The organism is Bacteroides cellulosilyticus DSM 14838 (assembly GCF_000158035.1).
GTDB classification, from domain to species: domain Bacteria; phylum Bacteroidota; class Bacteroidia; order Bacteroidales; family Bacteroidaceae; genus Bacteroides; species Bacteroides cellulosilyticus.
Genome location: NZ_EQ973491.1, coordinates 338,756 through 364,938, shown reverse-complemented (window position 1 = coordinate 364,938; position 26,183 = coordinate 338,756). Strand labels below are relative to the sequence as shown.

Genomic DNA, 26,183 nt, shown 5'->3' with positions numbered 1-26,183 from the left:
CCCGTCGTTTCCGCGGATTATGGACAGCTGCCTATCATCGCTTCTATATCGATGAAGTGTACCAGTTCGTAACTCATAAGATAATCTTTGGTTGCATCTCCCGCCCCATCGCTTGGTTCGACCGCCACGTAGTAGATGGTTTCTTCGACTTCCTTGCCTGGAGCGCCAATGCCACCAGTGATGAAATACGCGGTCTGCAAAGCGGACAAATTCAACAGTACACTTACGTATTCCTGTTGGGTACGCTGGCATTGATATTGTTATTGCTGCTATAGTAGAGAAATGTTAATCGTAATTTGTAATTCGTAATTTGTAATTATAAAAATGAACATATTAAGTATTTTTGTTCTCATCCCCCTGTTGATGTTACTTGGTCTCTGGCTGAGTCGCAACATCAAGCAGATACGCACGGTGATGGTGACAGGTGCATCGGCATTAGTGTTGGCCGCCGTAGGCCTAACCATTGCTTATCTGCAAGCGCGTGCCGCCGGAGACACAGCCGAAATGCTCTTCCGCGCGGATGTACCCTGGTATCCGGCACTCAACATACACTACTCCGTGGGAGTAGACGGCATTTCAGTAGCCATGCTGCTGCTCTCTGCCATCATAGTCTTCACCGGTACTTTCGCCTCCTGGCGTCTGCAACCATTGACGAAAGAATATTTCCTTTGGTTCACCCTGCTCTCTCTGGGTGTGTTCGGCTTCTTCATTTCTACGGACCTGTTCACCATGTTCATGTTCTATGAAGTAGCACTGATTCCGATGTACCTGCTTATCGGTGTATGGGGATCAGGACGTAAGGAATACTCTGCCATGAAACTGACACTGATGTTGATGGGTGGTTCCGCATTCCTGCTTATTGGTATTCTGGGTATCTATTTCGGTTCCGGTGCCACCAGTATGAACCTGCTGGAAATAGCCCAATTGCATAATATTCCTATCGAACAGCAACGCATTTGGTTCCCGCTTACCTTCCTCGGTTTCGGTGTACTCGGTGCATTGTTCCCGTTCCACACATGGAGCCCCGACGGCCACGCTTCGGCGCCTACTGCCGTAAGTATGCTCCATGCAGGTGTACTGATGAAACTTGGTGGTTACGGTTGTTTCCGTATCGCCATGTATCTGATGCCTGAAGCTGCTCAGGAACTCGGCTGGATATTCCTGATACTGACAGGTATCTCCGTTGTCTACGGTGCCTTCTCGGCTTGTGTACAGACAGACTTAAAGTATATTAACGCCTACTCTTCCGTATCTCACTGCGGCCTCGTGCTCTTCGCCATCCTGATGATGAACCAAACGGCTTGTACCGGTGCTGTCCTGCAAATGCTCAGCCACGGATTAATGACTGCCCTGTTCTTTGCCCTCATCGGTATGATCTACGGTCGTACCCACACACGCGACGTACGTGAGCTTTCAGGATTGATGAAAATCATGCCGTTCCTTGCTGTCTGTTATGTCATTGCCGGACTTGCCAATCTCGGACTTCCAGGACTCAGCGGTTTCGTTGCCGAGATGACAATCTTCAACGGTGCTTTCCAGCATGCAGATGTTTTCCACCGCACGTGGACTATCATTGCCTGTACCAGTATCGTGATTACCGCAGTCTATATCCTCCGACTGGTTGGCAAGATACTGTATGGAACTTGCACCAACAAGCACCATCTGGCGCTGACTGATGCTACCTGGGATGAACGCACTGCCGTTATTATTCTCATTGTCTGCGTTGCAGGCCTCGGTCTTGCTCCGTTGTGGATCAGCAATATGATTGGAGACAGCGTGTTGCCCCTGGTGAGTATATTTCAATAATGGTATGCTAATAACTTATAACTAATAACTTATCATTCAATAGATATGGACTATTCCCAATTCCTTATTCTCAAAGAAGAGCTTTCGCTGATAGCTGTCATCGTGATCCTCTTCGTGGCCGACCTCTTCATGAGCCCCGATGCTCACAAGAAGGACGGTAATCCACGACTCAACACCATGTTGCCCGTCGTGCTGCTCACGATACACACGCTGATTACCATCATACCCGGTCCGGCTGCCGATGCTTTCGGTGGTATGTACCATAACGCCCCGATACAAAGCATCGTGAAGTCCATCCTCAGCGTCGGTACGCTGATTGTTTTCCTGATGGCACATGAGTGGCTGAAACGACCGGACACTGTAATCAAGCAAGGCGAATTTTATATGCTGACGCTCTCTACCCTGCTGGGTATGTACTTCATGATTTCCGCAGGACACTTCCTGATGTTCTTCATCGGACTGGAAACAGCAAGTATCCCGATGGCTGCATTGGTTGCTTTCGACAAGTACCGCCACCACTCCGCCGAAGCCGGTGCCAAGTACATCCTCACCGCACTTTTCTCCAGCGGACTGCTGCTTTATGGCATCTCGCTTATTTACGGAACAGTAGGTACTCTCTATTTCGATGATATCCCGGCTCACCTGGACGGCAGTGCCCTGCAAATAATGGCATTTGTCTTTTTCTTCTCCGGCATGGGATTCAAGCTTTCCCTTGTTCCTTTCCACCTCTGGACGGCAGACGTGTACGAAGGTGCCCCGAGTGTAGTAACTGCTTATTTAAGTGTTATTTCTAAAGGATCGGCAGCTTTTGTATTGATGACTATCCTTATCAAGACATTCGCTCCGATGGTGGATCAATGGCAGGAAATTCTTTATTGGGTTATCATAGCTTCTATCACCCTTGCCAACCTTTTCGCCCTGCGTCAGGAAAACCTGAAACGCCTGATGGCATTTTCCAGTATCTCGCAGGCAGGCTACATCATGTTGGGTGTGATTGCCGGAACGCAACAGGGTATGGCATCATTGGTGTATTATGTACTTATTTACATGTTCGCCAACCTCTCTGTATTTGCAGTGATTACGATTATCGCCCTTCGTGCCCAGCGTTTCACGCTCGAAGAATATAACGGATTATACAGTACCAATCCGAAACTGGCATTCCTCATGACGCTTGCTTTGTTTTCATTGGCAGGTATTCCTCCGTTCGCAGGCTTCTTCTCGAAGTTCTTTATCTTCGCAGCAGCTTTCCAGGGCGGTTTCCATCTGCTGGTGTTCATCGCATTGGTGAATACGATTATTTCACTCTATTACTATCTGAAGATTGTGAAGTCCATGTATATCAACAAGAGTGATGAGCCTATCGCCACTTTCCGTAGCGATAACTACACGCGTGCCAGCCTTGTCATCTGTACGCTCGGTATTATTGTATTGAGCCTTGCGAGCGTGGTTTATCAGTCCATCGACAAGTTCTCGTTCGGACTGAATTAGTTACGAGCTACAAAAGCTACGAGCTACAAATTACGAGTGGTTGCGCTATTACACCGCAAAGCACTTGTAACTTGTAGCTCGTAACTCTTATACCACCGGCAGAATAAACCAGAACGTCGATCCTTTACCCAATTCACTATCCACACCGATAGTGCCTCCCAGTTGCTCTATAATACTCTTACTGATAGAAAGTCCCAGGCCGGTGCCCTGAACAAACGAGTTCAACTTTATAAAGCGGTCGAATATCTTCTCACAGGCTTCCGGGGCAATACCGATACCTGTATCCGATACATATATTCGTAAATGCTTTGCATCCGGTTGGTCATATCCGATACGGATATAGCCGGTTGTAGTGAACTTAATCGCATTATTTACAAAATTAGCAACCACCTGGTGCAAACGATTAGGATCACTCACAATGACGCATGACGGTAAAGTCGGTTCGAATAAAAGCTCAACACCCGGCTTCACACGCAGTTTCATGGAGCGCTGAACATCTCCACACAGAGTATTCACATCCAGATCCCTTATTTTAAAGTCGAAAGTTCCCGCCTCAATCTTCGATAAATCCAGAATATCAGAAATCAGTTGCAGCAGAAGTTCATTATTCTCTTCCACCATCTTTGAGTATTCCCGCTTTTCTCCCTGATCTTCCGTCTCCACCAACAAACTTGAAAAACCTACAATAGCATTCAACGGTGTACGTATCTCATGACTCATATTCGCCAGGAAAGCACTCTTCAAGCGGTCTGCCTCTTCAGCTTTCTCTTTGGCTTCAATCAGTTTTTGTTCTGTTTCCTTCAATTCAGTGATATCGTAGTTAACACCGATCAATTCAATCAGCCCATTCTCAGGATCATAGCGGTTGAGCACAACATTCATACGTACCCAGTTCCACTGGTCCAATGTTCCGGATTTGAGCACGCGCATTTCACTTTTGAAACTCGTAGCTTCCCCCCGTTTGGCCTTCTCAAAGAAAGCCAATACACGTACCCTGTCTTGCGGGTGCATTTTATTATAAATTCCTACCACTTCAACCAATGGCGTATCTTCATCTTCCCCCATATTCTTATACCATTGCTTGATGGCATATCCATTACGGGTAAGCAGGTTCAGTTTGGCATAACCTACTTTGGCATATTCAGAAATCAACAGGAAGAAGTTTTCAAAATCACGTATCCGGTTAATGGAACTGATACGTTCCGTATTGTCTATATTGATAAGTACAAAACCATTGTTATCGCCCTGCTTATCGTATATCTTACTTATTTTCGTATAAAGTTCTATTCCACCTCTTTTCTCCGATTCATAATAATCGCTCACATTGGAGAATTCATAGTCCTGCGAAAAGTCAAGTTCATCTTCCACTTTCACCCTTTCACGGATATCAGACGGCACATTCGGATTCTCATAGAAGTTCACTCCAATCGTACTTGATTTGTCCTTAACCCCAAATATCTCCATATCTTTATTATTAAGATCTATCAGTATCCCATCCTTATTATAAATCTCCACACCGACAGGGATATTGGAAAAGAGATTTCGCAATAGTTTCTCGCTGTGATCCAAAGCCATATACGTACGACGCATCTCAGTGACATCCATATAGAGACAAACCAATTCATCCGGTTCGGGAGAATAAATAATACAATGACAAGTCCTCTTTGACTCTTCAAAATATTCATCCAGTTCCCTGTACAGACCATGCTTATGTATATCTGCAAGAATCCGAAGCTTGGTTGACAGTTTGTCTGAAGAATAGATTTCTGAAGCAAAACGCCCTTTATATCTCTCTAAAGGCGAACCGCACAAATCGGCACTGAACTGATTAGCATCTGTGATAAGATAGTCATAAGGTTCACCTTCTTCATCGCAAAGAATGGAAAGGCGTACATAACCCATAGGCATATACTTATAGAGATTACTCAGGAAATTACGTTCACGGTCGGCCTCATCTCTGGCAAGACGCAAGCTGATACAAATATTAATGATATCAGCTAAAGAGGAGAACCATTGATAGTCTTCATTCGTCCATTTATAGTACCTATCTACCAAGTCAATACCGATATATCCCCACACCCGTTCGGTATTCCGGAGCGGAACCACCATGAGTGACTTTATATTCTGCATAGCAAGTATCTCAGACTCCTGACGTGCCACCCGTGGCAAATCCGATAAAGTATTCAATAGGATGGGTTTGCCTGCCAACATTTGTTTAAGCCACCACTCCATGCCATTAGTAGGAATTTGTTGCAGCATGTCTATTTCCGGACTAACTCCTTCAGCCACTACCTCGTAGGTACAAGTTTGTGTGCGATACTCAGCATCGTATTCCACTATATAGACACGTCCACCATGAAAGAGTTCGAGGACATCCTTCAATACTCCCGAAATCACTTCACTCAGGCTTTTATCTTTCAGAAAATTACGTAAGGACTGGGACACTGAATGCTGTCGGAACAGCAATTCATTAAACTGTTTCAGAATATCACCGGATTGTGCGTCTGCAGGGGTATTGACCAATTGAAGGATACCAAATGCTTTTGGATGCCCATCTTCTGTCAGCCACTTTTCACCCAGACGGGAACAAACCCACACAATGCCTTGTGAAGAGTAAATAGGAAAAGTTTGCTCATATACCTCGATTTCTTCTATCGAAAGGAATTCACGTGTGATACGGCAACGGTAATCTTCACGAATCAGTTGGCCGAACTGGCGAAAAGTCAGAGTGTCTCCCTCCAAGCCTAACAAATTACAAACATATTCGGAACAAAGATATTCCCCCGTAGCGAAGTCTGCTTCCCACCAGCCTATTTGTCCAACAGATGAAAGGAGCTGAAAACGTTTTGCCTCATGTGATTGGTTGCCACTCATACGATTGTGCTTTTAATATTCGTAAATAGTGCAAAGATAATGCTTACTTATTAATTTCCACTCTATTCATATCAACAAAAAAAAGAAAGTTTGGGTTCGTTAATGTAGTAAGTCAGAAGAGTTTATCAACCACTTTTTTCAACAATTCAGCTTGTCATTTAATTGTAACCTAATTGAGAATCAATTGTATGACATGTGTATTACGGTTGTAATTTCGTTGCCGCATCTTTGCACCGGAAACAAGAAACGATAAAAGATGAGCATGAAACTGGATTTAGGAAAAGTATTTTTCTTCATTTTATTATTGGTGCTTTCCACCATGACCGCCATGGCTGGAAACATCAAAGGAACCGTCCTCGACAAGCAGACGAAAGAGCCACTGACCGGAGCTACCATACAGATAACCGGGACAGCGCAGGGTGTGGTAGCCGATATTGACGGCAATTATACACTGAATGTAAATGACGGTACATATACCATAACCGTGAGATATATAGGATACAAAGACATCCTGCTCAACAGCATAAAAGTCAAGGCCGAAACTTTGCTGAACTTTGAGATGGAGAGTGATGCACAAGCGTTAGGCGAAGTCTCCGTAGTGGCCAAAAAGAATCTGGAAGGTGAACGAGCCCTGCAGATGGAACGGCAGAAAGCCACCCTTGCAATCGAAAATCTCGGTGCCAAAGAAATGAGTATCAAAGGAATCAGCAATGTGGAAGAAGGTGTAAAAAAGATAACCGGTATCTCCATCGCCAGTGCCGGACAGTTGATTGTGCGCGGTCTGGGCGACCGGTACAGCACCACCACTCTGAACGGACTTCCCATCGCCTCTCCTAATCCGGACAATAAACTGATCCCTCTGGATATCTTCCCTGCATCTACCGTACAGAATATTACCGTGAGCAAAGTATATGACGCCAGTGCATTCGCCGACTACTCGGGAGCACACATCGACATCAGTACCAAAGAGAATGTAGGCAGTGATTTTCTGTCCATCAGCTTCAATGCAGGTGGCAAGTTCAATACGCTAGGCAAAGATTTCTACCGGATGGACCGCGACGGCTCTCTGTTCAAGACTCCTTCTCTGGATCAGAAACTGATAGACATGTCATTAACAGACTTTGAAGAGTATGCACGCCACAACCGCCTCTTTAACACCAGTTTTCAGGTTAGTAAAAAGACCGCCCTACCCGAATTCGGCGGAAATATCGGCTTCGGCAAACGTTTCACCCTGGGTGGAAATGAAGTCAGCGTTCTGGGCTCCATAGGAGTAAGCAACGACCTGCAAACCATGGACAATGCCTCCATACGTACCTTAGAAGCTACAGGAAATACCCTGAATGAATTTAACTACGACAGCTACAGCAACGAGTTAAAGATTGCCGCACTGGGTAATCTCGGCTACAGTTTCCGCACTTCCGATCACATCGGATATACCTTCTTCTACGCCCGCAATGCCATCGACACTTATATGAGGCGCGAAGGTGTGGACTACGAAGACCACCATCTGATAGGCAGCAACAACGTGACACACATCTACAGTCTGCAAAACCATCAAGTAAACGGCAAGCACTACTTCGGCAAACAGTGGGACCTCAACTGGAGCGGCTCGTACAGCAAGACCTCCAGCGATGAACCCGACCGCCGCCAAGTAATGTTCATCCGTGAAGATGACCAGATAAAACTCTTCAAACTGAACCGCCAAGAAACCATGCGTTACTTTGGCTCACTGAATGAAGATGAATGGGTGGGCGACCTCACCGCCAACTACCGCTTTGGCGACAACAACAAGTTGCAGGCCGGTTTCACCTATAAAGACAAGAATCGTGACTATATGGGTACACGCTTCTACTACAACCTGAACAAACTGAACCCTACCATCACCGACATCTACGATACCGACTCCTTCCTCAACATGGAAAATGTAGAAAACGGTTCCATCACCATAGACCGGAAGAAGCAGCCCAAAGACAGCTATACAGCCGGTAACAGCATTTATGCAGGATACATTGCCACTGAATACTACCCCGTAGCCCCGTTATTGGTGAACCTGGGAGTACGCTACGAAATCAGCAAGCAATGGGTAGACTACTATACCGATGGCGGAAAAGCCGAACGCAGTGAACTGAACAAAAACGACCTTTTCCCCTCACTGAACATGAAATACCAGATGAACGAAAAGAACAGTCTGCGCTTTGCCTTCTCACGCACAGTGACGCGTCCTTCGTTTATCGAAATGGCCCCCTTCCTCTATCAGGAATCCTACGGTTCGGCACAGATACGCGGTAACGCTGATTTGCAAAACGGCTACAACTATAACATCGATCTGCGCTACGAACTCTTTGAAAAGAATGGGGATATGCTCTCCATCACCGCCTACTACAAGCACCTGAAAGCACCGATAGAGCGTGTACAGACTCTGTCAGGCGGTTCCGCCGTGCATTCTTTCCGCAATGCGGACAACGGTATGGCAACGGGAGTAGAGATAGAATTCCGCAAAGAGATAGTGAAAGACCTGCGTTTCGGCGTGAACGGCTCGTATATGTACACTAACGTGAAACTGCCCGAAGGCGGTGCCTACACCAACAGCCAGCGTGCCTTGCAGGGAGCATCGCCCTACCTGGCAAATGCAGACCTCACCTATTCACCCGCTTTCAGCAACGATCGCCAACTCAGCGTTGCCCTGCTCTACAATCTGCAAGGTCCCCGCATCCACTCCGTAGGTATCTCCGGTCTGGGAGACATCAAGCAACAGCCGGTACACACACTGAACTTTACAGGCAGTTACCGCTTCAACCGGCGTTTCGCGGTGAAGTTGCAAGTCAACGACCTGCTGAACCAAGACATCCTCTTCAAGCAAGAAGTGCCTACCACCGGAGATAAAGTAGAAGTGGAACGCTTCAGAAAGGGTACAGGCTTTGAAGTTGGCTTCAGCTATGACCTGTAAGAGAAAAGAAAAATTTTGAGAGAGACAAACAATAGAAACTCATTTTATCAACTAAACGATTATTAGTATGAGAACATCAAATTGGAAATTCATGACTATGGCCCTTGCGGCAAGCATGACCTTATTCACTGCATGTACCGACAACAACGAACCCGGAAACGGGGACGGCGGTGAAGACAACAAGTATGAACTGACGAAAGACATCGAAAGCGATACGGAACTGGAAGCCGGAAAGACTTACACGCTAAGTGGCGGCATACACGTAAAGAATGGTGCCACACTGAAGATTCCCGCAGGCGTCACCATTATTGCCAAACATGACGATGTGGTAGACTACATCCTCATAGAACAAGGAGCCAAGATAGATGCACAAGGCACTGCCAGCAACCCTATCGTGATGACTTCCGAAAAGAAAGAACCGGGCGCATGGGGCGGTATCCACATCTGCGGATACGCACACACCAATGCCGAAGGCGGAACAGGTAGCTCGGAAATAGGCGGCGCACCCTATGGTGGCAATAATGACGCCGACAATTCCGGTACATTGCGGTATGTTCGTGTAGAGTACACCGGATTTGCCTTCGACGAAGAGCACGAAGCCAACGGTATCACCTTCTACGGTGTAGGAAACGGGACAACGGTAGAGTATTGCCAGGCATACATGGGTTCCGATGATGGTTTCGAATGGTTCGGTGGTTCCGTCAATGTGAAGTATCTGGTATCTACCGACTGTAGCGACGACTCTTTCGACTGGACCGAAGGCTGGAACGGCAAAGCACAATTCCTCGTAGCTTACCAAAGCCCCAAAGACGAACTGGGATACGACTGCGACTGCCTGATGGAGTGCGACAACAACGGCAAGAGCTTCGGTGCAACGCCCGTAGCCTGCCCCACACTTGCCAACCTGACACTGATAGGTAACGGAGAGTCTAAGCAAGGTATCCGCCTGCGTGCCGGTACAAAGGCAAAAATCTACAACGCCATTGTAAAAGGCAAAGGGCAATGCCTCACCACCGAAACTACAGAAACAGAAAATGCTTTGATGGATGGTAGCTCCGAGCTGCAATACATCACACTGGCCACGGACATAAGCTGCAAGGAAGGTATCTATTCTTCCAATGAATTCACCAAAGACGGTAACCACAATATCATCAATTATAGCGTCATGTTCACCAACGGCTATGTAGGTACTATCGAAGGCGGGAAAAACCTGAGCGACGACAGTTTCTTCACTCAAGCCGCCTATCAGGGTGCAGTACCCGCAAGTAACGACTGGACACAAGGCTGGACACTGAAAAGCGGTATAGCCGAAGAGACCATTGAAGAGCTGAAAGGTGAAATAACCACCAGCAAGACTCTGGCAGAAGGAAAAATCTACTACCTGACCGGGGAATACAAAGTGAAGAATGGCGCCACACTGAAAATAGAACCGGGTGTAACCATCATCGCCAAACACGATGACATCGTAGACTACATCCTCGTAGAACAAGGTTCCAAGATCGATGCACAGGGTACTGCCGAAAACCCCATCGTAATGACCTCCGAAAAGAAAGAAGCCGGAGCCTGGGGTGGTATCCACATCTGCGGATATGCACACACTAATGTAGCCGGCGGCACAGGCAGCTCGGAAATAGGCGGTGCCATTTACGGGGGTAACAACGATGCCGACAACTCCGGTACACTGCGCTACGTGCGTATCGAATACAGCGGATACGCTTTCGATGAGGAACACGAAGCCAATGGTTTCACCTTCTATGGCGTAGGCAACGGCACCACAGTAGAATATTGCCAGGCTTACCAAGGTTCTGATGACGGTTTCGAGTTCTTCGGCGGATCCGTTAACATAAAATACTGCGTATCTACCAGTTGCAGCGATGACTCCTTCGACTGGACTGAAGGCTGGAACGGAAAAGCCCAGTTCCTTGTAGCCTATCAGGAAGCAGCGGAAACACTAGGGTATGACTGCGACTGTCTGCTGGAATGTGACAACAACGGTACGAACTTCGCTGCTACTCCCGTTGCCCACCCCATCCTCGCCAACCTCACACTGATTGGCAACGGTGGCAGCAAACAGGGCGTACGCCTGCGTGCCGGAACACAAGTGGAGCTTTACAATACGCTTATCACCGGCAAAGGGCAACCTCTGACCGTAGAAACCACAGAAACTGAAACAGCCCTGAAAGAGGGTGTATCTAAACTGGAGTATGTAGCTATCAGCAAAACATTGTCTTCCAAAGAAGGCATTTACACCAACGATATGTTCGCAGCAGCAACGGGCAACCTCACTGCACAGAACTTCACTTGGGAAAATCTCTACGAAGGCACTATTGATGGTGGCAAAGACCTCAGTGCCGACAGTTTCTTCACCAAAGCCGAATATAAGGGAGCTGTAAAAACAGGCGACAACTGGACAAGCGGCAACTGGATCAAACAATAAAACGAGAAACACACATAATTCACGAAGCAATAGCTTCTACAAAGGCAACGCCGGACAAGTTCAGAGGAACTGTCCGGCATAAATTCTCATCTAAGAGAGAAAAGATTCTCATAGGGATGAGAAAAGATCGAGAATCCGTGCCGATTATCTCAATTAAGCCTTTCGCGGAAATCTTCACCGGATGGTGACTGGAATACGTGAAGATCAAACTCAGAAATAATAGCCAACAGATGGTCGAAGACATCAGACTGCAAGTCTTCATAAGGTATCCAGGATGTGGTTGCAGAGAAGAAATACAGTTCCAACGGTATACCGTGATCGGTAGGCTGAAGCTGGCGCACCATGCAAGTCATATTATGATTCACCCCCGGATGGCTCTTCAGGTAACAATTCAGATAGGCACGGAAGACACCAAGATTCGTCTGGCGACGACCATTCACAAGGATGGAGTTATCGATATGATGTTCTTCATTATACTCCTTAATCACTTGTTCCGTCTGTTCAACATAGTTTGCCAAGAGCTGTATCTTGCGATACTTCGCCAACATTTCAGGCGTACAGAACCGCACACTGTTCATATCGATATTGATAGAACGTTTGATACGGCGTCCGCCACTCTCCTGCATACCACGCCAGTTCTGGAAAGAGTCGCTTACGAGCAAGTAAGGCGGAATAGTAGTGATGGTTTTGTCGAAATTACGAACCTTCACTGTATTCAATGACACTTCTATTACATCACCGTCCGCTCCATACTTAGGCATAGTGATCCAGTCGCCTACTTTCAGCATATTGTTGGCAGAAAGTTGCACACCGGAAACAAAACCCATGATACTGTCTTTGAATACTAACATCAGCACGGCAGCCGAAGCTCCCAGACCGGTGAGTAATACACCGGGCGAACGGTCAATCAGTATGCTGACAACGATGATACCACCGACAAAATAAAGGATGACCTGTACTGTCTGCAAGAGTCCCTTCAAAGGACGGTCGCGAAACTGTTCCTTCTCGCTATATACGGTATAAACCGCAGTAAGCAAAGCGCTGATAAAGCTAAGAAACATTATAATAATAAAGATGAGACAGAAGCGCAGGATAAGCGCCAACGTTGCCGACTCTGCGTCGGAAAATGCCAGAGGAAGCAGGATATAAATAAGAATAGGTGCCACCATACGGCTAAGATGCACCATCACTTTGCGGTCGAAAACAATGTCATCCCAGGTGGCTTTTGTTTGCTTTACCAAACGCGAAACGACTTTCAGCAAGATCTTCCGGCAAACAGTATCCGCCAGATAAGCTACCAGGAGAACTCCCAGGAATGCTATAAATTGATCTAACTGGGCAGCCAATGACTGGCTGAAACCTAAAGCCTGAAGTCCTTCGTTAATTTGTTGTACAATGCTCATGATACTAAGAATTAATTTTGGTGTTAATGGTTAGTAATTACCGCTCCCTGTTCAGGAAGTCTCCTATATCTTCTTTTAACCACTGATACAAGTAAAGGTTCTTGTATCCGCTGTTCTTTTTCAACATCAAGCTGACGTTGGTCTGGCTATTCTCATAGCTGGTCAGTTCGTTATGGAATTGCTCGTTGTGGGCAGCCAGACGCTTAATTTCCTGTTCGCGCTCGCGACGCAACACAGTACATACGGGGATAAGAAGTTTCATCACAACACCATCCATGAGGTGATGCCCCTGTATGTAGAGATAAGTAGTATCAGGATTCAGTCCCAGCTTCTCCAGTTCCACACCCAAAGCCTCCACCGACTTGATATTTCGCGGAAAACGTCTGCGCATCTCGGAAAGTTTCTTGGCAACGGCACGCTGCACGGGCTCCAGTGTTCGTTCGGGATGATGTACATTGACTTCCTGCAAGCGGGTGCAGGCATTGAAGTCATACATCGGAAAAGTATACGTATCTCGTTGGCGATAGAACCAGACGTTCCATAGAAAGAGCGGATAGACAATTTGCGAATAACGCTTCAGGAAAGCAGGAAAGTCTATCAGCATACGGTCGTTCAACGTAGCCTGCACGCAAACTTCATGCAAGCTTTCAGCATAACAATGGAAATTCTCGATGGCATATGCGTACGTCTGGAATATGTAGGGACTACTGTTTATCTTATGTGAAACGCTCGTTTTGCCTTGTAACAGAAAGTCGTAGTCACTGTCCACACAGGCTATCAGGCTCTTGCCCAGTTCAGTAGTGTTCAGCGTATTCATCAGCACCATCTTCTTACCCTTGGCAAGAGAGGTAGCCGAAGGCAGCATCACCTGAAAATAATATTCATCTGTCTCGAACTCAGCCAACAATGTGCGCCAGAAAGCTACATCATCGTAACTTTCCACATACGCCACAATGCGACGCCGCGCCTTCTTAGGATAAAGCTTGTTGGCGGCATTGAAATAGGCGGATGTAAGATTATGTTTTAAAGAAGTAGCCATGGTTATATTATCACTTTATCACCTTTATTTATATCTCAGTCGAAATATCGCTCACTTCCGTCACCGCATCCAGCCAGCCTTCCATGATGACGGCGGGAGAATGAGTGGTAAGTATCAGTTGCACATTGGGATTCAATTCACGTATCATACCGATAAGTTTTTGCTGCCACTCGATGTGAAGAGAGGCTTCGGGTTCATCCATAAAGAGGACACAATGGGCATTGTCGCGCACCAGCACGGTGAGCAGTATAATCAGCATCTGTTTTTCACCGGAAGATAGTTTATAGGGCAACAGGCGTTCACCGTCCTGATAGAAGATGATTTCATTACTGCGGCGATCTATGGTTTTGCGGGTATAGCTGAATAACTGATCCATCAGATCCTGGAACTTCCGCTTGGGAAGGGATAAGGAAGCGGCTTGTGAACGCTGTTCCTCATCACCGGAAAGGAGTTCGATCATCTTGTTGCCAATATTCACCTGGTAATCGAGGTATCGGCGTTGCAAGAGATAAAGTTGCCAGTCCAGTTCGGATTTGACGTTCGGATCGGCCATGCGGGCGGTAAAGTCGCCCATAATCAAGGGGCGGTCGTAACTACGAATTACGTCGTAAGGAATATACGTGGCATCCGGACGGTCGAAGGTAACACGTACGCCCTCTATCTCGCCGTTCTTTATCTCCCCCGAAAGTTCTTCCAGATAGTGGACGGAACGGTTAAGGATCGTGGTTTTCCCCACTCCGTTGATACCGGAAAGGATATTCACGTCGGGACGTAAGTCCCAAGCTATGTCAAAGCGATCCCACAACCTGTGTATCTCTATACGTTTGATGTAATTAGCTTGTTCTTCCATAGTTTTTGCTTTTAATTAAAGCAAATATACGTGATTATCTTTTATTTCCACGCCCGGAAATAGAAAAATCACTTCTCATCCGGTAAATCAATGCAGAAACATGCGCCATCCCGATAAGATGTATCGAGATAAATGGAACCACCCAGACGGGTGACAATGAGGCGACAGGAATAAAGACCTAAGCCTGTGCCAGGCATGAAGTCATCCAGTTTGGTAAAACGGTCGAATATGTATTCGGCTTTGTCGGCAGGGATACCGATCCCCGTATCACTTACCATAATACGAATCTTCCCACCGGTACGCATCAGATTCATACGGATAGTACCGGCAGTTGTAAACTTCGCGGCATTGTTCAGGATATGTTCTACAACGTGTTGCAGATATTTGTCATTCGTTTTTACAAGGCACTCATCCAGTCCGGATTCAAACAACCAGGTGATTCCGGATTTTTTCGTTTTTCCCTTACACATATCCAGAAGTCCTGCACAAATCGGCAATATATCTATCCGTTCCATAGGAAATAACTCCAGCGAACTGCTTAAATCCGATACTTGCAGGATATCCTCGAACAATTCGGTCAATTGATTAGAGTTCTTTTCAATGATGACCGGAAAATCTTTCTTGTCTTCCTGATCCAAGTCTTCATTCAGTAACAAAGTACTGAAACCACAGATAGCATTTAGCGGAGTACGTATCTCATGACACATGGATTGGAGGAATTCTGTCTTCATACGGTCACTCGCTTTGGCACGTTCACTTTCCTCAGCCACTTTTTCATTAGACAGAATCAACGCCTGCTTCGTTGCCTTCAGTCGTTTCGTCAACAAGTACTGATAAAGCCCCCAGATAAAGAAAACCAGAAGCAGGACTATGAGCACAACAAAAGCGACGCGATGATAACGTGCCTGAAGCTCTGCCTGTTCTATCTTCAATTTATCCACTTCAAACAACGAACGCATCTCGGCCAACTGCTTATTCGTCTCTTCCACATGATTACCTTCCATCAGACTGGTGTACTCCCAAAAAGCGTCAAATCCTTCTTTGTAATGTTGTTTCCATCGGGTAACCAGGTTAATCTTCTTCGCCAACAACTCTGTCCGACTGTTCGTATCGGCAGAATCCGTTTGTTCCAGCAGTTCATCGATGGTCCGCATGGCAAGGTCATACTGTGCCGTATAAAAATAGTAACGGAAAGCGGACGGCAAAAGCCACTCTTTATTCTCTTCCGGCGTCTTGACCTGATAATATTCCTTCATCCGGGAATAAATTTCATCAGCCCTTTTCCTTCCTATGATACCTCCGAAGTAAAGAAGCTCGCTATAAACACCCATACGCAAGGCTTCACGACTACGGGTGCGGATATAAGCACGTCTCTTATAGAAAGGCAATTCAAACTGATTGTCATAGAGTTGTTCCGTTTGTTCCAAGGCCTCCACGGCTTTAGCGGCTTCCTCAGCTTTTCCTTCCGCACGGTATATGAATTCGATACGGGTCAGATAATACCAATTGAACTTATAACTGACCTCGAACGGCAGACCGCTGACCAAATGGTGAATGTTCTTCAAATGAACAATGCGGTCTTCTGAATTGGCAACAGACGGTGAAAAGTAACTAATGCATTCCATTGCCGAACAAAGTATCATTTCCCACTGCATTTCCTGCGACTTATCCGAGAGATTTACCTTATGACGCTTATACCGTGAGATTTCTTCATTGGCTTCATCAGGTTTCTCCGCCTCATCCATCTTGCAAACAGAAGGAAAAGCTTTGAGCCATGCCATATAAAAGTCCTTATAAGCCCCTTCCAGACACTCTTCTCCTATCTGCTGATAGTAGCGCAAAGAGTCAGGTTCATCTTTATAACTGCGACAAAGAATATCCAGTGTCTCAAAAATATATATCTGATTTTTCAACTGAATGGCCAGTTGCAGCGATTCGTTAATATAGGTACGTTTGCTTGTCACATCATCGGACAAGTCGTACAAGTCAATATACAGCTCCATCCTCTGCTGTTTGTCTACGGAATTGTCTTGTAGTGTTTGCAACAGGTGTTTTCTGGTCTGATTAACATCAATCTCCTGAGCAACACTAACTTGCAGACAAAAGAATATGAACCAGAGGATCGTTATAATTTTTATCAAGTAGTTTATCATATTCGGACAATTTGAAGAACTTGTCACTTAAGTTGCAAATATAGAATAAAATGGAGGTTAGAGCAAATTTATTCGTATTTAACTGTCGTGAGAAGTCTTTCTATGATTTCACTACAAGTAGGCGTTGAAGGAATTGATATCTATATTATTGACAATCAGCATTGTTGTATATGCATATCCAAACTATCCGTAGCTGATAAAGCCAGTTTATTTTTTATACGCTGTTTAGCTTTCAATACAGACCGGGGAACTATATTAAAAAGAAGAGCGATTGTCTTATTATCCAAACGGGCCCGTATCAGATAGCATAACCTCAATTCCTGGACACTTAAACCAAATGACATCAATTCTTCTGACAGACACCCCCCATAAAATAAATCTATGACGATAAACAGATCCCTCCATTCGGCTTCATCCTTAATTATGCCATAGGAAGGCTTTTGATGGAGACACAACAACTGTCCCATTGCCACTATCAAAGAAGAAGAACATTTTGTTAATGCCGAAACCTTCTGGTAATCCTTCAATTGCTTTGTCAACTGTTTATTACGGTACTGCAAACAAGCATTCCAACTATCCTTAGACGTATCCATATCCATCATGTTATATCATATTCATCTATCAATCTTCGTTTTACACCAATCATCTCCTATCTTTTCCACTTCGCTCCTCATTTCCCTAATAGCGGTGGAATAGACTTTCGGCTCTTTAGTCAATACAATCCGTTGCATCTTCTCAAACTTCTCTCTATTCCGGTAGCCCGGCTCCGCATAGAGTTTTGCCAGCAGATAGTAGGGATAAATCCGCCCCGGCAAACGGTGGACTGACGCCCAATAATAGGTTTCAGCCTTCTCATAGTATTGCATTTCCTGATAATTCTTACCTATTACATTCAGTATCATTGGGTCAGTGCTATATAAGGCAGCTTGTTCCAGAAACGAATTAGACAAATCATAACGTCCTGATTTATATAAGCTGTGTCCATATTCGAATAAGAATTCCCCTCTTTCGTCCAACTGCGGATAGAGCTTATGGTAAGCCTCATTGGCAGCAGTATAATTTCCCTGATGATAAAGCATCCTCGCATACACCCAATCTCGGCAGGCATCTTCCTCCCGTTGCCATTTACCGTTAAGCCCCACTGTCCATATCAGCGCACAAGTGCCGCAAATAAGAAATTTTCCGCCCACATCTCCGGCCCCACAAGCAAACAGCAGGCATATACCGGTTACCATGAAAACCGGGAAATGCATGGGATAAGAAGAAAAAGAGAAAACGAGCAAGGATATGAGTGCTCCGCAAATTTCATAACGCCCCCATTTTGTCCCTAGCCACAGACCTGCCCCAATAGTCGAGAAGAACATGACACCAAGCATAACTCCTGCTGTTAACGCCAACTCCAAATATTCATTGAAAGCATATTCCGGACTTCCGGCCACGCGCTCTTCCCAAACAGCATAGTCTCCACTACCAAAGTATTTTTCCTGCGCTTCGCCATAAGCATAGACAAATCCTTCACGACATCCCCAAGGATGCTCTACGATAGCTTTACAAGTAATTTTCCACATAAACAGACGTCCCATAGCAGAGTCAGGCTTCAAAAAGAAAATACCAGCACCTCCTAATATCAGAACAAAAAGCCCGACCACTCCCCACGTAAGGTAACGTTTCTTATATCTCCGCCACAATACGCTCCACTTACGTCTGTCACGATGCATATACGCCACCCATGCACAGCTTATTGCAGCAGCAATCCAGGCAGAACGGCTCATTGTGGCCGGCAGTACACATAAGATCAGAATACCGGCAAGCCCTGCCGTCACTTTTTCTATTTTATGAAGAACATCTGTGCTTTTCCACTCACAGGCACGTAAATACAAATGCAGGCAGACAGGTAATATCATCGCTAAATATCCCCCATACGGACCGGGATTGAAGAAAGAGCCTGTCAGTGCATACCGTGAATGCCCGGAAACAGAAAACCCATATAATTGCCGCAAGCCCCAAACGGCTTCAATTGCCCCTAACAATACTAGGCTCCAAGCCACATGAACAAAGAAATTCCGGAAACACAAAATATCTGTCCAGGAAGCTTTTCCTAGAAGTTGTAGCAAACAAGAAGCAGTGATACAACCGGTCGAAACCAACACAGCTTTCCCAAACCACACCCACTGGCCGATGGTTTCTCCCGCAGGCAGTTCAGGAGTTGTCGCACACACCATACTCAGCAAGGAGCAAATAGCTACAAACTGTAGCAAAATAACTGTAGCTTCTCTCATTTTATGCATCCATCCTATCATCATTCTATCTTTTTGAATATCCTATTCCATCGTACTCTATCCGTCCTCTTATCCACTGATTTCCATATCCTGACAGCCTTTCCAACAATATATTCTTCCGGTAATAACCCCCAATAACGGGAATCTCTTGAATTCTCCGCCCTGTCGCCCGCCATGAAGTAATAGTTCTTTAAAAAGCGATATTCAGCAATGAGGCTATCACCTAAATATATATTCCCCGCTTCATACCGAAGACTCTTTTTCTGCTCCCACTCCACCATATTCTTGTAAAGTTTAACAGTGCGTCCATCCATCGGAACAATGTCACCTGATTTAGGAATATACAGAGGCCCGAACTTTTTCACCGTCCACCTTATCAGAGAATCTCCGGGATATGCCCTCACACCAATTGCATCATCTGTAAGGCCCTGTTCCCTTATCAGAGTCATGAACCTGTCCTGCGCATCCACGCACCCCAATGTCCCCGCATAGCCATTCACTTTGTAACGTCCGCTTACAATGCAGAACGTGTCTCCCGGCAACGCAACACACCGTTTCACATAATACTGCATCACATCCATTTCAATCTGTCTCCACTTTTTAGGACAAGGATAATTGAAGACAATCACATCATTCCTTCGGACTTTACCTATTCCCGGCAAACGTTTTATCTCCACCTGCTTTCCTGCAACGGCTTCCATCACATTGAACAATCTTGCTCCATATACCAATTTATCCACCAGTATTACATCACCGGCCAATAGCTCCGGCTCCATCGAATCACTTGGTATATGAAATGAAGTCATGCAAAAGATCTGTATCAGCAGCCATAGCACAACAATTCCACACAACCAGAGAAAGAGATTAATCCCTTTATCTACGATTTTCTTCAAGGATATGCCTCTTATTGCCATTCCGAATTATATAAAAAGTTGCTTCCCATCTTTCATATAAAAGCATCGTTCTTCTTTTCCACGAGTATGATTATGAAGCCAAAGCAAAGCGCCATCAGGTACTCCCTCATAATAGAGTTCCGTACCCTCAGCTATCTGCTTCCCTAAAGATATCCAGCCTTTAATTCCACCATGATAGAACAATTCATACCGATCCCCCAAATGGATATAATTATCATCATTGCGTGGAATCAAAATAAAGTGACTTAGAATTTGTGGAATACCCAAATCAAATATAAGTTGTTCTCCCTTTACTGCTGACATATAAAAAGAACTCCAGTCATCATCAGTCAATAAATTTAGAATTTTCTTATGTATATCACTCAAAGGATGATTAGCCCAAATCTTCTCCGGCGCTATCGCTGTTTCTGCATCTATGCCATACATATACCATTCTCCAACCTGTATTTGTTTTTCCTCCGGAGCAGAATAGCGCACATACCTGAATTTCTTCTGTACAGTTGGGAATAGTATATTATAATTTATTTTTGGAGTGTCCACAACCTGGCATAGCAATTCTGCATCCCGAAAATCCTTACGATTAGCCCCTTCTATTTTTACTCCAACAGCAGTTCCTAAAAACATAGGATTTCTCCCTATCGGATATTTTCGCGTCAATACTATACAATGCTTTCTGGTAGTATCAGGAATAAAATATTCTATTGAATCCTCTTTCAGCAAAAAAGGATAGCTAAATGTTTTCATTTTCCCAGCTTTTCGAAATGCAGGAAAATAAATCAGGCCAGGTTCCACGTTGGGAAACTCAATCTTCTTTCCATGAAATTCAGAAATATCTATCGGTTGTAATTCTGTCCCTGTAAATACACACAAATACCCCCAATGTTTATCAATAGCTTCATTACTTTCCAACTTGACGTTACTCTCCGGGAAATACTCATCACTGGCATCTTTCATGAAAGGACGCCTAAAGAAAGCAGGAACTTCCTTGTCAGTATAAAGTCCGGAATACTTTTCCGGCTGTATTCCATAACAAGTTCTATATACCTTTCCTTTTTTCCGTTCCTCCTGCGGTCGGCGTACTATCTCACGCTCTATATAATTGAAAGGTACAACAAGTCCTGTCGTATCTATCAATGCACTCCAGAAATGACGACTATTGTAACTGGGGGACATTTCATAAAAATCCATTGTTATTGGAATGCCCAATGAACGCATTACATAGGTAGCAATATCACAATTATCCCGACAGTAGCCCACTCGGTTTTCCAACAAAAACAACGCTCCTAAATGAGGCAAATTAAAATCCGTATGATTAGTAAAGCCCTCTTCTTTCAGATAATTAGCCATCACACGCGCTGCCTCTACTACATCATTCCCCTGATATAGAGAATCAAGCACAGGAGAATAACGTTCATAATATATTCGTCTCCATTTCTCTAAAGGTTCGTCCCCTATCCTATATGGAAGAACATATTCACAAAAATCCTCAAAACTATATTGCTTGCTCCAAGAGCGTTTTTCCCATGCCTCAAAAGCCAAGTCAATATTTTCAATTAAGATATCCGCTTTCATCACATCTACATCCTTCACTATTTGTAAAGAACTATAATCAAAGGATTTCCAATGTGCTACGATTTCATCGCTAATACGTCCTTTCTGAATGCTTTCCTTTTTCATTTGTTTCAGACTGTCTATTTCCTTTCCCACATACGTCCGGTGAGTAAGCATATTTGCAACCAGAAAACAGGCAGCTCTCAACTTTTCAGGTTGATTCTGATAATGATCTAATACCTTCTTAAGTTCATCACTATTCTCTCCCGCGTGGTACAAGGTATACTGTACTCTCTCTTGCATATTATCTGTACAAGCAAAGAAAATACAACAAACAAATATTATCCATGAGCATTTATAGAAATACATTATTACCTAAACCTGCTAATTATAATATAATCCATATATTAACTACATTTATATCCCATTTAGAATAAATGAAAAAGTATCTGGCATACCAAAAGTAATTATCTTTAAAAATTATATCTTTGCCAATCTTCCAATTTTTAAAAAGTCATTCAACATCCCCCAACACTCGCAAAGTTATAGGAGAAGATGCCACATTACAATACAAGTTTATAGATTTATTAAAATATCCCCTATTATCAGGCTTATAAACTATTTTAACGGCTATTTTTTCTCCTTTAGCCACAGGAACTCGATCACAATCTACTACAGTACAACCACATGAAGCTACAATATCTAAAACAACCAATTTATTAGGTCCTACATTTTTAATATAAATAACAGTATCCTTTTCCTGCTCTTTTTTTAAATGTCCTAAGTTTATCGTAGTATTAGCCTCAATGGTCGTTTGATCACCTGTTTCATTTTCCAAATCACCTTTTAGAAACATTTTTAAATAAAATTCTTTTATTCTATAGTTGTGTACCGGATTACCAATTGCTAGAACTTCATTATTTCTATTAAGCAAAAAAGTCTGAAACTGAAAATCTGGAGGGAAATGATTTAACTTATTAAATTCATCTTTAGTATCCATACAAACAGGATAATTAAAATTATCACGGCTCAATATAGCCTTCAATTCTCTTGAGTCAAAAGGGTGTAAAATAAATAAAATTGGTACATTTAGCTTCATTGAATCCAACTGAGCAATAAAATCAAGCCAAGAAGGCAATCTTAATTTACAACTCGCACAACCTGTTGAATCAACATATGTTAGAATCTTAAATTCAGCGTCAGGTATTGTATCAAAAACAAAATCTTTACCATATAAAGCAAATTGAGTTTTCTCTGGAAAAATAATTTTCTTGCCTTCCCATTCTAGCATAAGTTTTTCTGTTGAGTTATCCCTGCTTCCTAAACAAGAGAGCAAGTTCAGTGCCAACACGCAACACATAATAATCTTTCCTTTCATTTAATAATAGCATTTTATCAAACATGGATTATCATCCTCACACATTTTATCTAATTTAACGCAATCTTCTATTTGCAATATTTTTCTGCATTCTTCCAAATTACCTTTATAAGCTAAACATAACATAAATTCATTATTAGAGTATATGGGATTTAAAATTAGCCCTTCAACGGTTCTTCTAAAGAAATAACTTTTCCCATCTAATTTCCTATAAAAAATATGATAATTATTATGCGGATTGAAGTCAAAAATCAATTGAGCATAATAGTACTTATCTGTTTGTTTCTGGCTACAAAAGAGATAAGGTATTGTGCCGTTCCTCAATTTATCTATCAATAAAGAAAATTCGTCCTCTCCTTTAGTTGTAGTCATGGATATTCCAAACTCCTCCATGCTATAATTATCCTTTCCAAAGTCCCATCTATATAGTATGGACATTTTTTCTTTGCTGACTTTATAAACATTTCTATCAAAAGATCTAAAAAAAGATATTTCATCTCCATATTTATAAAAACATTTAGGATACAAAGAAGCTAAATTTCTATTTCCTTGCCAATCTTCCTTAACGCATTGCAACGAATCTTTCGAAATAAAACTTATACCAAAATCCTTATCAGAAACAGGCAATGTCCAAGTTACATAAAAGTCATGAATTTCTTCAAAAGACTGATAATTTACTTTCTGTGGTAATCTTTTCCTCTCAATAAATTTCCCATCAGGAGTATAAGAAAATAATTCTCCAAAAGGAGATAGGAAACTTATACATCTATTTTCATCATCATAAATAGCGTCATAAACATCTACATACTCTTCAGGACCACTTCCTTTTCGTCCTATCTTTCGTATGAATTTCCCATTCTTATCAAAGCAAAATAATGCAGGATTTTTAGAATCAAAAATCATGAAACAACTATCCACATATAATGCCTTATCCGGCCAAATCAGCAAACAAGAATCTGTTGTTTCTAAAGGAACAACATCTATTCTTTTAAATATCTCCATAATAGAAGTTTCTTGTTCATCAAGAGAAACCCTTAGAATAATGCCATTTTTTTCTTTAACTTCATTGCAAGATGAAAAAAACGAAAACAACATACAAAAAATAAAAAGATATTTCATAGTAACTATTTTAATATTTCAAATGATAGAATGCCAGAATTATCATTTAACAATAACAATTCTGGCATAAGCTTTTAGCAAGTACAATGATCTGATTGATAACCACTAAAGTGACAATTCCCCCATGCATCGTACAACCTATAGCATTGGCAGATGCCATCACTACAGGTACGAGAACAAGTTATACCGCCTCCTTCAGATCCATCAGCTAATGCCTCAACATTAGATAAAGCCAAATCTGAAATTGTAACAGTTGATTGTGCAGAATAAATGTTATATCCTACAATAGCAGCAAACACCGCAAGAATTGTTAGTTTTGCATATTTTTCCATTCTTACAAATAATTTTTAATAAGGATTTATTCAAAGACTAACATCAAGCACACTTCATGTGCAGTCGAAAATTAAGATATAAATATCTCATCAGAGCATATTTCACACTGCACTATCGTAACAGCAGAAATCAGTTTCCGTTTTTCATTAAAAATTTGTATCTTCGCCAGGCTTCTAAATTTTAGGGGTTATGGAGCATTCGGTATTCTATTGCACCAACAAGTTGTTTACCGTCTGCTCCTTTTAATTAATTATTACTCTATATAGTTTTTATACTATATTCTAATATAGGCTCATCCTCATTCACATCCGTAGCATAAATAACTCCACGCTGCTCATCTACCGATATGCCACAAATGTAATGGTCTAATACATATCTCTTTAACGGTTTTCCCGCCAAACTAAACACATAGATAAATTGCCCGCCATCCGGATGATTAATACCATTCCGGGCATCTCGCGCTATATCCTTGAACGAACGCCCATGAAAGACTGCATAAATGGCCCGATCCGTCACCTGCACATCGCTAAATCCCATGATACCCGTAGGAATACCATACCCCCCGGACACCTGAAACTCCGGCTCACCATGCGGCCCCATGCACACAACATGTGTACTGTCTTTCAGATTATAGATTTCAAGCACTTCACCCAACTGAGTAGCAACAGCAAGTATCCCGTTTCGGGGATTGTAATCTATAAAACTACGCCACGCTTGCGCCAAAGCCGGACGGGCATTCTGCAAAGCGTCTTCATTGACAGTAGGAATAACACCAAACTTATGCATCAATTTTCCATCTCTGCATACTTTACAAAAACGACTATCACCCGAATAATCGGGAATGATAAAGGTAGAGTCCTCACACATCACAAAATCGAGTGCCCTGAGAATATCCTTATCCAGATTCACCGCTTCCTGACGAAGCAGTGAATCGCCGGATAAAGCAAACCCAAACCTTGTTAATTCTGACTTATTAGAATCTAATGTCCACAAAAAAGCCCCATTCCATCGGAAATTTTCGGCAGAAAGCATATCTTGCGGTGCATCTCCACGCCTCCCGAAAGAAGACAGGTAACGGAAATCAGGGTAGCTGAACGTATGAAAAAAATAGTCTGTTCCATGCAAATCAAGCACCACAGCTTTCCCGTCCCTGATATGCAGACGAGAAGGATAGCGGAATAAAGCAGTATCCAGCCGTATCGTCCTTGCTTTCAATTCTTGTTCCTGTGGGAAATCAGTATATACCTTTTTGCCGGAAACAACCAAATTCGGAGTACAGGAAATGAATAGCAGGATAGATATAACGCTAATAATATAAGCTATACGGAGCATCATACATATACACTTTGTCGTGATTAAGCGGACAATCAACCAAACCTTTACCAAAGCAGTGAACACCATCAGTTTCTGAATCCGCTAACGCTTCTATATTCTCCAACATTAAAGAAGACATCTTGACAGATGACTGTTTACTGTAAACATGTCCTCCTATAACAATAGCTACAACTCCCATAAATACCAGAATCTTTTTCATCTTGTTTTTCATTTGATTATTATGTTTTTCATCAATGATTATTATGCCGGCAAATGTAAATAATAAATAGATTCAAAA

The 26,183-nt window shown here is 43.3% G+C and carries 18 protein-coding genes and 1 pseudogene; 5 read left to right on the top strand and 14 right to left on the bottom strand.

The annotated features are described in order from the left end of the window. From BACCELL_RS27420 to BACCELL_RS13780, 3 genes and pseudogenes are all read left to right on the top strand, one after another. A pseudogene (locus BACCELL_RS27420) lies at positions 1 to 275 on the top strand (NADH-quinone oxidoreductase subunit L); the annotation flags it as partial. 49 nt (positions 276 to 324) lie between these two features. Continuing rightward, on the top strand, positions 325 to 1,806 hold the full coding sequence (locus tag BACCELL_RS13785) for a complex I subunit 4 family protein (protein ID WP_007212449.1): 1,482 nt from the start codon (positions 325 to 327) through the stop codon (positions 1,804 to 1,806). Between the two features lie 45 nt (positions 1,807 to 1,851). Next, positions 1,852 to 3,294 (top strand): NADH-quinone oxidoreductase subunit N, encoded by a 1,443-nt coding sequence (locus tag BACCELL_RS13780; protein ID WP_007212448.1) that lies wholly within the window; start codon positions 1,852 to 1,854, stop codon positions 3,292 to 3,294. A gap of 87 nt (positions 3,295 to 3,381) precedes the next feature. On the opposite strand, the gene BACCELL_RS13775 is transcribed toward BACCELL_RS13780, so the two are convergent. Then, positions 3,382 to 6,168, bottom strand: coding sequence for a sensor histidine kinase (locus BACCELL_RS13775; protein ID WP_007212447.1), 2,787 nt, complete (start codon positions 6,166 to 6,168; stop codon positions 3,382 to 3,384). A gap of 256 nt (positions 6,169 to 6,424) precedes the next feature. On the opposite strand from BACCELL_RS13775, the gene BACCELL_RS13770 reads away from it, so the two are divergent. Both BACCELL_RS13770 and BACCELL_RS27415 read left to right on the top strand, forming a co-directional pair. After that, the gene (locus tag BACCELL_RS13770; RefSeq protein WP_007212446.1) at positions 6,425 to 9,115 is read left to right on the top strand and encodes a TonB-dependent receptor; all 2,691 of its coding nucleotides are present in this window, start codon (positions 6,425 to 6,427) and stop codon (positions 9,113 to 9,115) included. Between the two features lie 1,165 nt (positions 9,116 to 10,280). Continuing rightward, positions 10,281 to 11,552 carry a hypothetical protein gene (locus BACCELL_RS27415; protein WP_242577691.1) on the top strand — a complete coding sequence of 424 codons (1,272 nt, stop codon included), beginning with the start codon at positions 10,281 to 10,283 and terminating at the stop codon, positions 11,550 to 11,552. Positions 11,553 to 11,701: 149 nt separating this feature from the next. On the opposite strand, the gene BACCELL_RS13760 is transcribed toward BACCELL_RS27415, so the two are convergent. The 13 genes from BACCELL_RS13760 to BACCELL_RS13705 all read right to left on the bottom strand — a co-directional run bounded on the left by BACCELL_RS13760 (position 11,702) and on the right by BACCELL_RS13705 (position 26,105). Next, the gene (locus tag BACCELL_RS13760; protein ID WP_007212444.1) at positions 11,702 to 12,955 is read right to left on the bottom strand and encodes a mechanosensitive ion channel family protein; all 1,254 of its coding nucleotides are present in this window, start codon (positions 12,953 to 12,955) and stop codon (positions 11,702 to 11,704) included. 37 nt (positions 12,956 to 12,992) lie between these two features. Then, a complete protein-coding gene (locus tag BACCELL_RS13755) occupies positions 12,993 to 13,994 on the bottom strand; it encodes a DUF4435 domain-containing protein (RefSeq protein ID WP_007212443.1) in 1,002 nt (333 codons plus the stop codon). Positions 13,995 to 14,022: 28 nt separating this feature from the next. Further along, positions 14,023 to 14,844 (bottom strand): AAA family ATPase, encoded by an 822-nt coding sequence (locus tag BACCELL_RS13750; RefSeq protein ID WP_007212442.1) that lies wholly within the window; start codon positions 14,842 to 14,844, stop codon positions 14,023 to 14,025. A gap of 68 nt (positions 14,845 to 14,912) precedes the next feature. Further along, positions 14,913 to 16,997 (bottom strand): sensor histidine kinase, encoded by a 2,085-nt coding sequence (locus BACCELL_RS13745; protein WP_007212441.1) that lies wholly within the window; start codon positions 16,995 to 16,997, stop codon positions 14,913 to 14,915. A 155-nt stretch (positions 16,998 to 17,152) separates the two neighbouring features. Further along, positions 17,153 to 17,590, bottom strand: coding sequence for a helix-turn-helix transcriptional regulator (locus tag BACCELL_RS13740; protein WP_007215259.1), 438 nt, complete (start codon positions 17,588 to 17,590; stop codon positions 17,153 to 17,155). 21 nt (positions 17,591 to 17,611) lie between these two features. Beyond that, on the bottom strand, positions 17,612 to 19,300 hold the full coding sequence (locus tag BACCELL_RS13735; RefSeq protein ID WP_007212439.1) for an O-antigen ligase family protein: 1,689 nt from the start codon (positions 19,298 to 19,300) through the stop codon (positions 17,612 to 17,614). Continuing rightward, complete coding sequence (lepB, locus tag BACCELL_RS13730; protein ID WP_007212438.1) at positions 19,297 to 20,190, bottom strand: signal peptidase I; 894 nt, start codon at positions 20,188 to 20,190, stop codon at positions 19,297 to 19,299. Before lepB ends, BACCELL_RS13735 begins: the two co-directional genes overlap by 4 nt. 6 nt (positions 20,191 to 20,196) lie before the next feature. Beyond that, positions 20,197 to 22,044: a hypothetical protein gene (locus BACCELL_RS13725; protein WP_007212437.1), complete on the bottom strand. Its 1,848-nt coding sequence runs from the start codon at positions 22,042 to 22,044 to the stop codon at positions 20,197 to 20,199. Positions 22,045 to 22,255: 211 nt separating this feature from the next. Then, positions 22,256 to 23,119: a DUF1573 domain-containing protein gene (locus BACCELL_RS13720; RefSeq protein ID WP_007212436.1), complete on the bottom strand. Its 864-nt coding sequence runs from the start codon at positions 23,117 to 23,119 to the stop codon at positions 22,256 to 22,258. After that, positions 23,120 to 24,238 (bottom strand): 6-bladed beta-propeller, encoded by a 1,119-nt coding sequence (locus BACCELL_RS13715; protein WP_007212435.1) that lies wholly within the window; start codon positions 24,236 to 24,238, stop codon positions 23,120 to 23,122. 74 nt (positions 24,239 to 24,312) lie between these two features. Continuing rightward, a complete protein-coding gene (locus BACCELL_RS26040; protein ID WP_007212434.1) occupies positions 24,313 to 24,570 on the bottom strand; it encodes an NVEALA domain-containing protein in 258 nt (85 codons plus the stop codon). Between the two features lie 259 nt (positions 24,571 to 24,829). Beyond that, positions 24,830 to 25,903: a BF3164 family lipoprotein gene (locus BACCELL_RS13710; RefSeq protein ID WP_007212433.1), complete on the bottom strand. Its 1,074-nt coding sequence runs from the start codon at positions 25,901 to 25,903 to the stop codon at positions 24,830 to 24,832. Then, positions 25,878 to 26,105: an NVEALA domain-containing protein gene (locus BACCELL_RS13705; RefSeq protein WP_369796085.1), complete on the bottom strand. Its 228-nt coding sequence runs from the start codon at positions 26,103 to 26,105 to the stop codon at positions 25,878 to 25,880. The genes BACCELL_RS13710 and BACCELL_RS13705 overlap by 26 nt, the downstream gene beginning before the upstream one ends. Positions 26,106 to 26,183: the final 78 nt, after the last annotated feature.

Excerpts from the sequence above, each read along its gene's own strand:
- BACCELL_RS13770 (WP_007212446.1), top strand. The coding sequence starts at position 6,425 with ATGAGCATGAAACTGGATTTAGGAAAAGTATTTTTCTTCATTTTATTA.
- BACCELL_RS13780 (WP_007212448.1), top strand. The coding sequence starts at position 1,852 with ATGGACTATTCCCAATTCCTTATTCTCAAAGAAGAGCTTTCGCTGATA.
- BACCELL_RS13745 (WP_007212441.1), bottom strand. The coding sequence starts at position 16,997 with ATGATAAACTACTTGATAAAAATTATAACGATCCTCTGGTTCATATTC.
- lepB (WP_007212438.1), bottom strand. The coding sequence starts at position 20,190 with ATGGCAATAAGAGGCATATCCTTGAAGAAAATCGTAGATAAAGGGATT.
- BACCELL_RS26040 (WP_007212434.1), bottom strand. The coding sequence starts at position 24,570 with ATGGAAAAATATGCAAAACTAACAATTCTTGCGGTGTTTGCTGCTATT.
- BACCELL_RS13785 (WP_007212449.1), top strand. The coding sequence starts at position 325 with ATGAACATATTAAGTATTTTTGTTCTCATCCCCCTGTTGATGTTACTT.
- BACCELL_RS13750 (WP_007212442.1), bottom strand. The coding sequence starts at position 14,844 with ATGGAAGAACAAGCTAATTACATCAAACGTATAGAGATACACAGGTTG.
- BACCELL_RS13755 (WP_007212443.1), bottom strand. The coding sequence starts at position 13,994 with ATGGCTACTTCTTTAAAACATAATCTTACATCCGCCTATTTCAATGCC.
- BACCELL_RS13725 (WP_007212437.1), bottom strand. The coding sequence starts at position 22,044 with ATGCAAGAGAGAGTACAGTATACCTTGTACCACGCGGGAGAGAATAGT.
- BACCELL_RS13760 (WP_007212444.1), bottom strand. The coding sequence starts at position 12,955 with ATGAGCATTGTACAACAAATTAACGAAGGACTTCAGGCTTTAGGTTTC.
- BACCELL_RS13735 (WP_007212439.1), bottom strand. The coding sequence starts at position 19,300 with ATGATGATAGGATGGATGCATAAAATGAGAGAAGCTACAGTTATTTTG.
- BACCELL_RS13710 (WP_007212433.1), bottom strand. The coding sequence starts at position 25,903 with ATGCTCCGTATAGCTTATATTATTAGCGTTATATCTATCCTGCTATTC.
- BACCELL_RS27415 (WP_242577691.1), top strand. The coding sequence starts at position 10,281 with ATGTTCACCAACGGCTATGTAGGTACTATCGAAGGCGGGAAAAACCTG.
- BACCELL_RS13715 (WP_007212435.1), bottom strand. The coding sequence starts at position 24,238 with ATGAAATATCTTTTTATTTTTTGTATGTTGTTTTCGTTTTTTTCATCT.
- BACCELL_RS13740 (WP_007215259.1), bottom strand. The coding sequence starts at position 17,590 with ATGGATACGTCTAAGGATAGTTGGAATGCTTGTTTGCAGTACCGTAAT.
- BACCELL_RS13775 (WP_007212447.1), bottom strand. The coding sequence starts at position 6,168 with ATGAGTGGCAACCAATCACATGAGGCAAAACGTTTTCAGCTCCTTTCA.
- BACCELL_RS13720 (WP_007212436.1), bottom strand. The coding sequence starts at position 23,119 with ATGAAAGGAAAGATTATTATGTGTTGCGTGTTGGCACTGAACTTGCTC.
- BACCELL_RS13705 (WP_369796085.1), bottom strand. The coding sequence starts at position 26,105 with ATGAAAAAGATTCTGGTATTTATGGGAGTTGTAGCTATTGTTATAGGA.